The sequence below is a fragment of the Aquella oligotrophica genome (genome assembly GCF_002892535.1).
GTDB lineage: Bacteria > Pseudomonadota > Gammaproteobacteria > Burkholderiales > UBA11063 > Aquella > Aquella oligotrophica.
This window is the reverse complement of the sequence record NZ_CP024847.1, coordinates 2,296,995-2,310,239: the sequence shown is the minus strand read 5'-3', so window position 1 is coordinate 2,310,239 and position 13,245 is coordinate 2,296,995. Positions and strand designations below refer to the sequence as shown.

General features: G+C 35.2%; 12 protein-coding genes and 1 pseudogene. 10 read left to right on the top strand and 3 right to left on the bottom strand.

The genetic code is table 11. The annotated features are described in order from the left end of the window. The first annotated feature begins 7 nt into the window (after positions 1-7). From CUN60_RS10520 to CUN60_RS10510, 4 genes are all read left to right on the top strand, one after another. Positions 8-901 carry a ParB/RepB/Spo0J family partition protein gene (locus CUN60_RS10520; RefSeq protein ID WP_102951999.1) on the top strand — a complete coding sequence of 298 codons (894 nt, stop codon included), beginning with the start codon at positions 8-10 and terminating at the stop codon, positions 899-901. 92 nt (positions 902-993) lie between these two features. After that, positions 994-1,113, top strand: coding sequence for a hypothetical protein (locus CUN60_RS12995; protein WP_158649392.1), 120 nt, complete (start codon positions 994-996; stop codon positions 1,111-1,113). 601 nt (positions 1,114-1,714) lie between these two features. Then, positions 1,715-4,399, top strand: a complete 2,685-nt coding sequence (locus CUN60_RS10515) for a coiled-coil domain-containing protein (RefSeq protein ID WP_102951998.1) — start codon at positions 1,715-1,717, stop codon at positions 4,397-4,399. A 327-nt stretch (positions 4,400-4,726) separates the two neighbouring features. Next, on the top strand, positions 4,727-5,677 hold the full coding sequence (locus tag CUN60_RS10510; protein ID WP_102951997.1) for a LysR family transcriptional regulator: 951 nt from the start codon (positions 4,727-4,729) through the stop codon (positions 5,675-5,677). A 265-nt stretch (positions 5,678-5,942) separates the two neighbouring features. Here the strand turns inward: CUN60_RS10510 and CUN60_RS10505 are convergent, their stop codons facing one another. From CUN60_RS10505 to pgl, 3 genes are read right to left on the bottom strand one after another with little or no spacing between them, the layout of a single operon-like run. Beyond that, positions 5,943-6,983, bottom strand: coding sequence for a PI-PLC domain-containing protein (locus CUN60_RS10505; RefSeq protein WP_102951996.1), 1,041 nt, complete (start codon positions 6,981-6,983; stop codon positions 5,943-5,945). Between the two features lie 8 nt (positions 6,984-6,991). Next, positions 6,992-7,981, bottom strand: a complete 990-nt coding sequence (locus tag CUN60_RS10500; RefSeq protein ID WP_102951995.1) for a glucokinase — start codon at positions 7,979-7,981, stop codon at positions 6,992-6,994. Between the two features lie 15 nt (positions 7,982-7,996). Then, positions 7,997-8,665, bottom strand: coding sequence for a 6-phosphogluconolactonase (gene pgl, locus CUN60_RS10495; protein WP_102951994.1), 669 nt, complete (start codon positions 8,663-8,665; stop codon positions 7,997-7,999). 277 nt (positions 8,666-8,942) lie between these two features. Between pgl and CUN60_RS10490 the strand changes: the two are divergent. The 6 genes and pseudogenes from CUN60_RS10490 to lptB all read left to right on the top strand — a co-directional run bounded on the left by CUN60_RS10490 (position 8,943) and on the right by lptB (position 13,238). Then, a pseudogene (locus tag CUN60_RS10490) lies at positions 8,943-9,727 on the top strand (enoyl-ACP reductase FabI). Positions 9,728-9,774: 47 nt separating this feature from the next. Continuing rightward, a complete protein-coding gene (locus CUN60_RS10485; protein WP_102951993.1) occupies positions 9,775-10,746 on the top strand; it encodes a KpsF/GutQ family sugar-phosphate isomerase in 972 nt (323 codons plus the stop codon). Positions 10,747-10,759: 13 nt separating this feature from the next. After that, entirely contained in the window at positions 10,760-11,299 is a 540-nt protein-coding gene (locus CUN60_RS10480) for a KdsC family phosphatase (RefSeq protein WP_102951992.1), read from the top strand. A gap of 16 nt (positions 11,300-11,315) precedes the next feature. Beyond that, positions 11,316-11,900: an LPS export ABC transporter periplasmic protein LptC gene (gene lptC / locus CUN60_RS10475; RefSeq protein WP_102951991.1), complete on the top strand. Its 585-nt coding sequence runs from the start codon at positions 11,316-11,318 to the stop codon at positions 11,898-11,900. A gap of 74 nt (positions 11,901-11,974) precedes the next feature. Then, complete coding sequence (gene lptA / locus CUN60_RS10470; RefSeq protein WP_102951990.1) at positions 11,975-12,520, top strand: lipopolysaccharide transport periplasmic protein LptA; 546 nt, start codon at positions 11,975-11,977, stop codon at positions 12,518-12,520. Beyond that, positions 12,486-13,238: an LPS export ABC transporter ATP-binding protein gene (lptB, locus tag CUN60_RS10465; RefSeq protein WP_102951989.1), complete on the top strand. Its 753-nt coding sequence runs from the start codon at positions 12,486-12,488 to the stop codon at positions 13,236-13,238. Before lptA ends, lptB begins: the two co-directional genes overlap by 35 nt. The last annotated feature ends 7 nt before the right edge of the window (positions 13,239-13,245 follow it).

The window sequence follows — 13,245 nt, the reverse complement described above, 5'->3', positions numbered from 1 at the left end:
AAATTATATGGCAAAAGTAAAAGGATTAGGACGTGGTCTTGATGCATTATTATCAGCAGCAAAGGCTGATATTGATATCAAGCAAAAAGATACCTCCGAGGTAGTAACTAATCAAAGTGGACTTACCGAACTTAAAATTGATAAGATTCAGCCTGGTAAATATCAGCCAAGGCAGGTTTTTGATCAGGAAGATTTGGAAGAGTTAGCGGTGTCAATTCGGCATAATGGACTAATTCAGCCAGTAATAGTTAGATTAGTTGGCAAAGATCGCTACGAGTTAATTGCTGGTGAACGGCGCTGGCGGGCAAGTCAGATTGCTGGGCTTGAAGTTATTCCGGCTATTGTCCGTGATTTTAGTGATGAAGAGGCACTAGCCGTATCTCTGATTGAGAATATTCAGCGTAAAGACCTGAATATTGTTGAAGAGGCTCAGGGCTATAAAAGGTTGATTGATGAATTTGGTCTAACTCACGAAGCTTTAGCTAGTGTTACTGGTAAGTCACGTAGTAATATCTCAAATATCTTACGCTTATTAAACCTTAGTCCGGAAGTACTGGATTATCTTATGCAACGTAAACTGGACATGGGGCATGCCAGAGCATTATTGCCGCTATCTATGGAAAAACAGCTTGAATTAGCTAATGAAATAATTCTCAAAAAATATACTACCGCCGAAGTTGAAAATAAAGTCTCACGAATCTTGCACGAACAAAAATTTGGGACTGAGATTATTCGTGATAAAACTAAAAAAGATCCAGATATTGCAAGATTAGAAGAAACTATTGCCGATAAACTTGGCATGATGGTTAATATCAAACATAATCGTGGTGGACATGGCAAAATCACGATTAATTATGCAAGCGTTGATGAACTAGAGGGGTTTCTTGAGCTTTTTAGTTAATAATTGTAGAAGGCGGCTTTCACTGAAATAGAAACATTCAAGGAAGCCTTGAAATATAAAGGGTAAGTTCCGATTGTTCCTGAACTTTAAAAATGATCTATTCGGCAGATACAGAAGAATTAGCCTTGGATAATCTTGATGAATTTGCTAAAAAATGGGATGTAAAATATCCGGCTATAAGCAAATCATGGTACAATCGTTGGAATCATTAAATACTTTATTTGGCTATACTAAAGTCGGAAAGCAATTTATATTCCCCGTGCCATTGAATCATTGAATATGACTTTGCATAAAGTGGTAAAAAATAAGCGGTCATTTCCTAATGATACGGCTGTATTTAAGATTTATATCCGGCAATCCAAAAAGTACTTTGGCCATAAATTGTTTGCAAAAATCATCTATTATTACGTATAATTCTACTAAATCCATCATTGCTTCCGTCATTGTTACTTGTTTTGTGAGAAATTCATTTTAACAATTTAGAGCATGATGGATTCTTTTATTTATTCACATTACCTTATCCCAAGTTCGCATTACTAGTTTAATTGTAGATACGGTACAGCAAGCAGCCTAAGCAAAGCTATCTTTTGAATCATTAAAAATATAAAAGACAAAAATGCAAAACTTCATTTCGTAAAATAGATAATTTGCTTAATTTGTATGAAGCACAACAAATTGGGTATTCTAACCTTCCTATAGTGTGACTAGCCGACATTGACTTGTATAAGTTAATTTTACTAAAATACTATTTGCAATGGGGTTTGAATGGAAAAATATCAATCCTGTAGGCAGTTTGTTTAAAAGGAAAACATTATGAAGTTAAATATTTTAAAAAAGCATGTTAAGACAGTTGCGTTATCATTTATAATTGTCGTTAGCCTTAGTGCTTGTAATGGTAATGGGGTTGGCGGCGGAAAGTCTTTAGCATCAGATAATACAGAAATACAAATTAAAGCTCAAAAATTGGCAGATGCTAAAAGGACTGAGCTAACCCGGTTTTACGCCGCACAAGGATATAAAATTGATTTTGCAGACTCACTGTTAGTAGGGCCACAGTTTTATGCTGCAGAATCAAATAAAAGACCAAATACTTTATATAATTTAAAAGTTCTCAAAGTTTCTGATAATGCCTTTACCACTGTATATGAAGCAAATGTAGTTTGCGGTAGTAGTTATGAAGGTTGTAAAGTCAACATTGATAAAAGTAGGCTTCCGGCTGATGAATACGCATTAGAATTGTCACAGGATGGCAAAATTATAGCTGGGGGATTATTTTATGTAAGCAGTGCGGCGGACAGCACTAATTTGATTCTTGATGCAACTAGTACTGGCACTTTCATAAAACGGACTTACTTAGGACCTCAAATGATGAATAGTAGTGATGAGATTGATGAGCTACTCATCCGGGACGCTTTTGATAAAGCAGCAAGAAATGCAGGCTATAGTGGGAAGTATGACTTAAATGAAATGATATATTTTTACTATAATTATCTGTTAGAAAATGGAACTTCTCCAACAATAGTCGTTACAAAAATGGTAAATACAATTAAAGCAAAAGCGGTAAATATCCCTGTGAACAAAAGTATTGCTGATTATCAAGCAAGTATTGCCAAAATCCTAGAGTTAAGCAATAAAGCCTCATTTGCCCAAATGGCTGAAACAATAAAAAAACTGACTGAATCAATTAAAAAATCCGGAAATGAATCTGGAAATGTGCAGATGGTGCTAGATGCACTGGTGAGTTTTGTATCGGGAGGCTCAATTAATGATATCTCCAAGAAAATCGGGCATTTATCTGCTGTAATGGAGTTTCTGTCTAAGGTTAATGGAAGCAAAAATGCTTTAGCTGAAATGAATGCCTTAATTACCTCATTAAGACAAATTCAGGCAGAAGAATTATCTAAAGATGATCAGATAAATAACTATCTAAAATCCATATCGGATCAATTGCAAAAAGCAGATGCCAAATCAGAAATTCGCATGTTACAGAATAATATTAATACTATTAACGTTACCGCCAATGTCTTAAGAAATACCTTAGGCTCTTTAGATCTTGATTCGTATATTTATAAAAATACCGAAGTATCCCCGAAATTAACCTTTGATCAATTAACTATATTATATGCTGCAAATACCGGGGATGGGATTTTTAATATAAAAAGTTTAAAAGAAATTCAAACTGCGGTTGATCAGATAGTTATGGATAAAGCAATTACTAATATTGATGAGTTTCTTAAATCAGTTGATTCTCAGTACATAACAAATGTTAAAGATGGGGTAAATGTTATTCCATTACGTAGAGCCCATAATCTAATTTTGAACGATTATAACCTTGAGCTTCAGGCTGTTTTGGCTGATGCCGAACTAATCCAAAAAAATGCGCTATTTCTGGAATACAAATACCCATATTTTAAAGGTAAAGTAGTTCCTACAGAGAAATTGGATAGTGCTTGTAACCTAGGTACAGCAGAGGAGCAATATAACTGTAAAATTAAAGATATTTCAATTCGCTATAAGAGCTATCGTAATTTTATAACCAATAAATTTAAAACCCACTATATCAATGTCTATCAAGATATTTATGGGGCTGAACGCTTACAATTGCCTTCTGACAATTTTAAGAATATGGCATGTAATTTGCTAAGTCTTACTTATGAAGGAACGGCTGGTAAAGGTCAAGGTATAGTTAAAACGATAGGTGCTTCATGTTTAAATGGTGTCGGGCAAGAAGTTAGTTCAATTCTTGATGTACAAAAGGATGATTGTGATTATAATAGTGCAATAACTACATCACTGCTTAATATTGATGGTAAGTTATCCTGTAAGAGCACAGTCAACAAATTAAGAACCGAAAACAGTATAGCATCTGGATACCCCCTTTATGGATATATTGAAAATTTAGATGACAAAGGCAAAGAATGGTATTTATCACGTATTGGTAACAAAGAATTGCCAGTTAACTTCGTCGTATATGGTGCCGAGGTGACTACCACTGCAAATGACTTTATCAACGGTATTGGTATTACAACACCCGGAGCAAATATTAGCGAGACACTCGATACAAACTTTGATGGTCGTAATTTAGGCGTCGTTAATATTAATATGCTTGGCATGAAATCTGTTTTTAGGGTTTCCTATCATAAAGAGATCACAGCGGATGGCAAAACTGAATTCTATATTCCAATTACCCTAGATATCAATGGAGCTTACTTTCCCTTCTATTTAAAAACAGAAATGACTGGAAGTATGCGACCGAATGGATATAATATTCGTAGTGTAGGATTTAAATTAGCATGTATGACCAATAATTGCAAGTTTGAAACATCAAAACACATGTTTTATGATGATATTAGCGTTAAAGGTAGTCGGGATGGTGTTAGAATAACTTTAGATTATTGTGGCAGTGACAGCAACTTATCTCTAGGAAGAAAGTCCTTGATCCCTGAAGATGGTGGGCGTCATACAGGAAGTATCTGTCTTTACACCCGAAAACTATGAAGTTTCAAGCCAAACGCCTATTAATATAGGTGTTTGGCAGTAAACAACGTTGAAGAGAGTTGATAGACTGTTTTAATCCCGGTTGTCTATCAGCTGACGGTGGCCTATGCTCGACACATCAGTTAGATGGTAGCATGAGCAAGAAAGGTATTGCTGAGATAATGCTGTAGTATAGAGCTTCTTTGCTATCTTGAAAAAGGAATATAACAAAGAAAGGGTTCGCACATACTTGAATGGTGATTCACCGATAGAGTTTGAGTTGAAATATTGGTCATAATTGGTGGCTACTACCTAGTCTAGACTCATAGTTTATATGAAAGAACAGTTATGTATTCTTACGACGATATATTTTTATTTATTAAAATAGTAGAGCTGGGCAATTTTATCAATACTGCTAAAAGACTTAAGGTAAGCGTATCTACAATTAGCAGAAAAATTAAACTTCTTGAAGACGAATTAGGCATAAACCTTGTTCGCCGCAATACTAAAGAATTTGAATTAACTGAACAGGGAAAGCAAATGTATAATTCATTTAAAGGTGATTTGGTGAATTTTGATAAAAAAATATCTGATATTGTAAAAGTAGAAAAAAACAATCCTTTTGGGACAATAAATGTATCCTTACCGCCTGTCTTGGCGTTAAACTTGATTACCCCTTACTTGCCTGGGTTTTTAAGAAAATATCCTGAAATTAATTTAAATATAGCATATCAGTCAAAAGAGGTTAATTTAGTCAAAGAGGGAATTGATGTTGCTATTGTAAATCATATACCAGCGCAGCAGACAGTAAAAGTTAAAAAAATTTTTACTGCAACCATTAGAATATTTTGTACTAAAGAATATATTAAAAAATATGGGGAGCCTAAAACTCTCGGTGAATTAAAAAAACATCTAGTAGCGGGGATGATGCTTGAAAATTATGTTATTCCATCTAATATAGAAGCGATTAATCAGTATACAAAAAAAACTTATATGTTTGAAATGCCCAAAAGAATAACAATTAATAATGCTACACAATCTTTATTTCTGCTACAATCTCATGAAATAATAGCTGGGGGATTTGATTTTATGCTTGATTTTTTAAATGGTACGAGATTCTTTGAGGAACAACTAATTCCAGTGTTACCTGAATATTATTTTGGCAATCAACCATATTATTTAATTAAGCATCCGAATGAGAAAGACTTAAAGATCAAAGTTTTTTGTGATTTCTTAGAAGCTTTATTAAAACAAATTAAAGCAAAAGTATCATCAACATATAACGTGTATGATTCGTAGACATGTTTCAAGTAATTTTTAAATATGTCTAGCTCTTGGCGTTAGCACTGATCATATGGTGCTAGAACTTACGCATTGACAACAAATATGTTATTATAATTAAAGATGAAATTAGCTTGGGTCAAAGATGAAAAAAAAGTAAGCCATCAACAGTAAAATGTAATGAAGAAATATATAACGAGTATTTAATGAGTGAACCAAATAATGCGAGTTATCTAAGAACCAGTTCAAAATCTTTTTAACATCAAACTAATAAAAGCCAGTATCACCATTGTGACTCACTAGATGGTTTCACTATACCCAGATTTTTTTGTAGACTATAGTCAACAAGTAGTCTATTATACTTGTTGTCAGTAACAATAATATTTAGGCTAGTATTCGCAGGCAGTGAGCGTAAATAATCAATTACTAAATGATCATTAGATACCGATTTAAGCTGACTTAGTGAATCTCTTTGCGGGTTAAATGACGAGTATATCGGTAACAGACGAAATTTATTCTCATTAGCTGTTACAGATTCCTTTTGGATAGTCTGCTGAATCATGGTTAGTTTTTTTATTGTATTATATTCAGCTTCTGGAGGTGTATCCATAACTTCAGATTTGTCCCATATATCATAATATTTAGTCAGCATTGAATTTGAAGAAAGCAGAATAATACGATGTTTACTGCTCCAAATATCCTTAAATGTCAGCTGTTGCCAATCTTTTTTTGGCATAAGATATGAACCAAATTTAGTTTGTAGGTAGTTATGAAAAATATTTAAATCATTACTGCTTAACGAACCATAATCAGTATAGATGTTATCAATATCAATCAAAATTATTTCGTCTTCATTGCTACTTATAAAGTCAGATATTTGATTTAAGTTATTTTCAAGGGTGTCTGTAAGGTAATAATTGGAAGTATAATAATTTGCACTTTGAATACAGACATTAAATTCAAGATATCTTATTCCGTTATTTAGTTGTGAACGTACACTATTGGTTTGAGTATTTAAGTAGTTGACAAAATCAGTATTACTTATTTGCTGCGGGTTAGCCTCAATCATCGATTCTATTTGAGCGTTATTACTTAGTGGTGGGTTAGTCTCTCCTACACAGACCACCAAAGTTCCTTTGGTATTATCCAAGCTGTATGCATTTGAATAATGTGACCCAGGAATAATTACCTGTGTAAGTTTTTTTGTCATGAGGGCTTTTTTATTGTCCGCCATCCAGCTGGAGTTAATCGTATTACTACTTGAGCAAGCAACCAGATTAATTTGGTAAATTAATGCTAATAATAAACTGTTTCTTAAATTCATCAATATTCCTAAGGTATATAACCCTTACTTAAATAAGTTTCCAGAGCATAACTAGATCCCAGCATTGCCGGATATTTGTGTGTGATGACATATACTGGCATTTTTTCGAGAAATGACCGATAACGCCCTTTATCTTCAAAGCGGCAACGAAAGTCAGACTTAATAAAGTACTCAAGGATTCTAGGGACTATTCCTCCACCTATATAAACTCCACCAAAAGCATTAGTGATGCAGGCTAAATTGGAAGCGGTAGTTCCCAGTATTCTACAGAAATGATCAAGAGTCTGCTGACAAATATAACATTGATCATTAATTGCACATTCGGTAATCTCGCTTGGGCTAGGTATTTTATCTATGGCAACTTCTTTAATGTTGCAGATTGCTTCATATATAAGCTGTAGTCCGGGACCTGATAAAAACCGCTCTACCGACACATGATGAAATCGTTTATGAACGAACTGCCATAGTTCAAACTCTTCTTCACTGGCAGCAGCAAAGCTTGAGCGTCCACCTTCAGCTGGAATAGCCAGATATTGTTCTTCTATAGGGTGTTTTATTAGCGTTGCCATACCTAATCCAGTTCCAGGACCAATTATTGCAATGGGTTTTGTTGGATTTAACTCCATTCCTCCAACTTTTACCAGTTCATCTTTAGGAATATGTGGTATTGAAAGGGCAAGAGCATGAAAATCATTAAGGAATATCAGGCTTTCTAAATTTGCATCTTCCTGTGTTTGTTTCATTGATGATAGGTGCCATGGGCTATTTACCATAAATAGGGTATCATCAACAATTGGTGATGGAACGGCCAATGCTGCATGTTTTATCTCACTGTGATTTGCTTCTGAGAGGTAGCTAGTTATTGCACTGGCTAGGCTTGGATATTCATTACATTGCAAAACTTTTATGTTTTGGTATGTATATGGCGCAATTTCTATTGCAAACCGTGCATTTGTACCACCGATATCACTTACAAGACGCGGATAATTATGTTGCATTTACTTGCTCCTGTTTTATTCAGACCAAAAGATTTTTGTATCAGGACGATTTGATAATAACAAGCCAATAGGAGGCTGCTTATTTTGTACTTTTAACGCTTTCTCAAGTACCTCTAGTTTTTTATTGCCATTAATGCTTAGAACTAAATGAGGGATTTTAATTAGAGCAGACATATTTAGACCAATTCGCTGATAATTTGCGGTAGTTGGATTAGTAATAATATACCTTTTCGTAGTACTTAGATCACTAGCTGCTTCTAATTCATTGCAGCATGGAAAAATTGAAGCAGTATGTCCATCTTCACCCATTCCAAGAATGGCAATATCTATTTCAGGCATATTAGCGTTAAGGTGATCAACAACTGAATCTATCGCCATATTTGTATTACTAAGCCCGATAAATCTAGCTTCTCTAGCCTTGTTTTGTAGGAGATGCGTTTTAACTAAGTTTTCATTGCTATCTTGGTTGTCAATAGCGATAAATCGCTCATCTACCAGTGTGATAGTTATTCTTTTCCAGTCAATATCCTGCTGGCTTAATTTGTCAAATAATCCTATTGGGCTCTTTCCGCCTGAAACTGCAATACATAATCCAGATTTTGTTTCAAGAAGTTTCGTTATTAATTGAAGTAGATGATTTATAATTCCATTTATCTGTGATTCTGCCGAGTCATATTTATTCATGTATTAAATTCCGTAGTTTGCACATGACCTTGGAAATCATGTCTTTATGTGATATTGATAAGCTGATTTATCGAAACAATATTTTAACTCAATACTACACTTCTAGAATGTAAATAATATGTTGCTCCGCACATAGAGGTGTCTTGCTGGTTTATTTCAGTAAGAGTAACTTTGGTTTATGATATAATTAGCTGGCGCATCTTTGTGATGTTTGAAATAGTTAAAAATGTAATGAAAAATATCTAAATAAGAGTTCAAATATATAGGAGTACTCTCAATGGGGTTTTTGCAAGGAAAAAAAATTCTGATTACTGGGCTTATCTCGGATCGTTCAATTGCTCATGGTGTAGCAAAAGCATGTTTTCAACAGGGAGCTGAGCTTGCTTTTACCTATCAGAATGAAAAGCATAGAGATCGAGTGGCTGGCTTTGCCAAAGAATTTAATTCAGACTTGGTATTTCCCTAGATGTGGGAGTTGATGAACAAATTACTAATTTGTTCGTCGAGCTTGAAAAAAAATGGGATGGTTTGGACGGTGTTCTACATTCAATTGCTTTTACACCTAAAAATGGATTAGTTGGTGATTTTGTTGATAACGTAGATCGTGAAACATTCCAGATTTCAAATGATATCTCTGCTTATAGTTTTATTGCACTAGGACGTGCAGCAAGAAAAATGATGCAGGGACGAAATGGTTCTTTATTGTGTCTTACTTATCTTGGTGGTGAGCGGGTTTTGCCAAATTATAATATGGCTGGTGTTGCTAAGGCTGCGTTAGAGTCAAGCACTCGCTATATGGCTTTTGCTATGGGTGGCGAAGGTATCCGGGTAAATGCGGTTTCTGCAGGACCAATCAAGACTCTTGCTGCTAGCGGAATTGGTAATTTTGGTAAAATTCTTGATCACATGTCGAAATTTGCACCATTAAAACGTGGTGTAACTACAGAAGAAGTTGGTAATACTGCAGCATTTTTATTTTCTCAATTAGCTAGTGGTATTACAGGTGAAGTTCTATATGTTGATGCTGGATATAATATTACAGCAGGTGGTCTTGAAGGGTAATTTTTTGGTGAGGTTTTGCAAGTTGCAAAATTTCGTTAAATTAAACTATGAATAATCAACAAATAATTGCAATTGCAAATCAGGTGTTTGAGGATGAAATAGCTGGTTTGCAGTCGGTGGTGAATACCATTGATGAAGCTTTCTGCCAAGCAGTACAACTAATTTTTAATTGTACAGGTAAAGTTATTGTGTCAGGAATGGGCAAATCTGGACATATTGGTAATAAAATAGCTGCAACACTGGCTTCCACTGGTACAGCAGCCTTTTTTATGCATCCGGCAGAGGCTTTGCATGGTGATTTGGGAATGATTGAAAGTAAGGACATTTTAATTGCCATTTCATACTCAGGTGAATCAGATGAGTTGACCACGATAATCCCGATTGTGCAGAGAAAACAGGTTAAAATTATTGGTATTACGGGAAATAAAGACTCTACTTTAGCCAAGCTTTCTTCCTGTGTGCTACATATTGCAATTAATAAAGAGGCGTGTCCATTAAATCTTGCACCTACAACAAGTACTACTGCTACATTAGTATTGGGTGATGCTTTGGCAGTGGCTCTTTTATCGTTACGAAATTTTAAGCCAGAAGACTTTGCTCTTTCTCATCCAGGGGGTAGCCTCGGACGCAGACTCCTAACTTATGTTTCAGATGTTATGCATGTTAATGAACGGTTACCGGTGGTTAATCCCGAAGCAACCCTAAAAGAAGTTGTGATTGAAATCAGTAAAAAGGGGCTTGGTATGGTCGCAGTTATTGATTCTCATAAAAAACTGGCTGGGATCGTCACGGATGGTGATCTTCGGCGTATTATGGATAATGATGTTGATATTCGGACTCTGACAGCACAGCAAATAATGACGAAGAATCCCAAAGTTATCGGACCGGATGATCTGGCTGTTGATGCATTATACTTAATGGAAAAATACCAGATAACAGGAATGGTAGTTGTTGATAGTAATCAAGAAGTGGTTGGAGCATTTAATATGCATGATCTTTTTAAAGCTAAGATAGTATAGTTTTGGAACTTAAATGACAAAAAAACAAGTAATTGCAAAAGCTCGCAATATTAAAGTAATTGCAACGGATGTAGATGGTGTATTAACAGAAGGATTCGTTTTTATCAAGGGTGATCATGAAGAGCCTTTTGGGAAGTTTAATATTCAGGATGGTTTAGCAATAAGTCTTGCGCATAAAGGGGGACTTAAAATAGTTGTCATTTCTGGACGTAAATCTTTGGCAACAGAAGCGCGTTGTCATAAGCTTGGAATTGATTTTGCTTACACTGGAGTGAATAATAAGCAAGAAAAATTATACCAAGTAGCCAAAGAGCTGGACATTTCTTGTTCTGAAATTGCTTACATTGGAGATGATTTGATAGATTTACCAGCGATGGTTGTTGCTGGTTTAAACTTTGCTCCAGCAAATGCTGTGGACGATGTTAAGAAACGCGTTGATTATGTTAGTAATATCTCTGGTGGGAATGGTGTTTTAAGAGAGGTTGTCGAGCTTATTTTAAAGGCTCAGGGTAGCTACGATGTTATTCTTGCTGAATATCTAACTAAAAATTAACTGGTAATAGAGTTAAATGATTCGGTTAAGATTAAAATATCAATCATCAAGATTGTTTAATTTACTGACAGTAATCATTCTGGCTTTGTTATGTATATTGTTAAACTATCTTACCCGAATCGATTTTCACCGAATTGAATTACCCAAAGATAAACCAGAGTTTTCATCAACTGGAATAGAAGCTAATTTATATACTAAAGATGGTAAATTGCTTTATCGGGCTTTAGCAGAAAGTGGTTTACAATATCCAGATAACAGTAAAGTCTTTTTATATAATCTGAATATGCTTGCGTTTAGCGAGTCAACTAGCTTGCTGCAAGAAAGACTTACCAGCAATGATGGTTGGATTGATACGGAAAATTCGCTTGGTTATCTTGGTGAAAGTGTTGCCTTAACCGTAAATAATATTGATCCTAAATATATTATTAATGCACATACTAGACACGTTCATCTGGATGCAAAAAAGCAGTTTATCTATAGTTCGGAGTCTATTTTGGCAACAAGAGGAAAAAGTGTAATGACTGGTAATGGTTTTAGTGTTGATTATCTTAAAAAAATAATGACTATAGAATCGAATGTTAAAATAGTTTACGTGAAGTAAGTTCAGCACGTTCTTGCCAAATTGTTTGAAAAAATTTTGTATATTACTATAAAGTAAATAAGCAGATTAAATTTATGAAAAATAAGTATTTATTGTTTGTCTTATTGTTTATTATTGGTACTAGCAGTTATGCTCTCAAGACTGATGCCAGTAAACCAGTAGAAATCACAGCTGATCATGCTACCTTTGATCAGAAAAATATGGTTTCAGTTTTTACTGGGAATGTCGTAATTACTCAGGGGACACTTGTTGTTCACTCTGAAAAAGGAACTGCAAGTCAGGATAAGGAAGGTTATCAAACTATCCAATTATTCGGGAGTCCGGTAACATTTTCACAGTTAAACGATGATGGTGAAAAGACGGAGGGACAGGGGAATAATTTTCAATATACCACCAAGACTAATCTAGCCGTTTTAAGTGGGCGTGCTAGGGTTAAAAAGGGTGATAATCTAGTTATTGGCGATAAATTAACATATAACACGCAAAGTCAAATTTTCACAGCCAATTCAACTGACGCTAATGGTGTCACGACTACCAAAAGTGGACGGGTAACAGTTATTTTGCAACCAAACCAGAAAGCACAAGATGGAAATAAACAAAGCGGAATCAACCTCCAGTAGTTTTCTCGAAGTCAAGCATTTACGAAAACAGTTTAAAAAGCGGGTTGTTGTAAAAGACGTATCTTTTGAAGTCAAAAGTAATGAAGTAATTGGTCTCTTGGGGCCTAATGGTGCGGGGAAAACAACCAGTTTCTATATGGTAGCAGGATTACTAGCTAGTGATGGTGGTGATATTTATCTTGATGGTGAAAATATCAAGAGTACCCCAGTTCATAAGCGCGCTAATCTAGGTCTTGGTTATTTGCCACAGGAAGCTTCGATTTTTAGGCAAATGACTGTTGAAGAAAATGTTGCTGCTATCCTTGAATTAAAAGGGCTTGACCGGAAAACCATTCGTAAGGAAGTTGATCGCTTGCTTGAATCGCTCAATATTGACCATTTGCGTGATGTGAATGCGATGGCTTTATCTGGTGGTGAGCGTCGTCGCTGCGAAATTGCGCGCGCACTTGCCAATTATCCACGGTTTATTCTTCTTGATGAACCCTTCGCTGGGGTAGATCCGATTGCCGTTAGTGATATTCAGAAAGTTGTAGCGTTCCTGAAAGATTTGGGGATTGGCGTGATTATTACTGATCATAATGTACGCGAAACGTTACGTATTTGTGATCGTGCTTATATCATCAGTGAGGGTAAAGTTCTGGCGCAGGGAATACCCGAAGAATTAGTTAATGATGAGCGAGTAAAACAGGTTTATCTTGGTGAGAATTTCACCTTATAGTTAATTA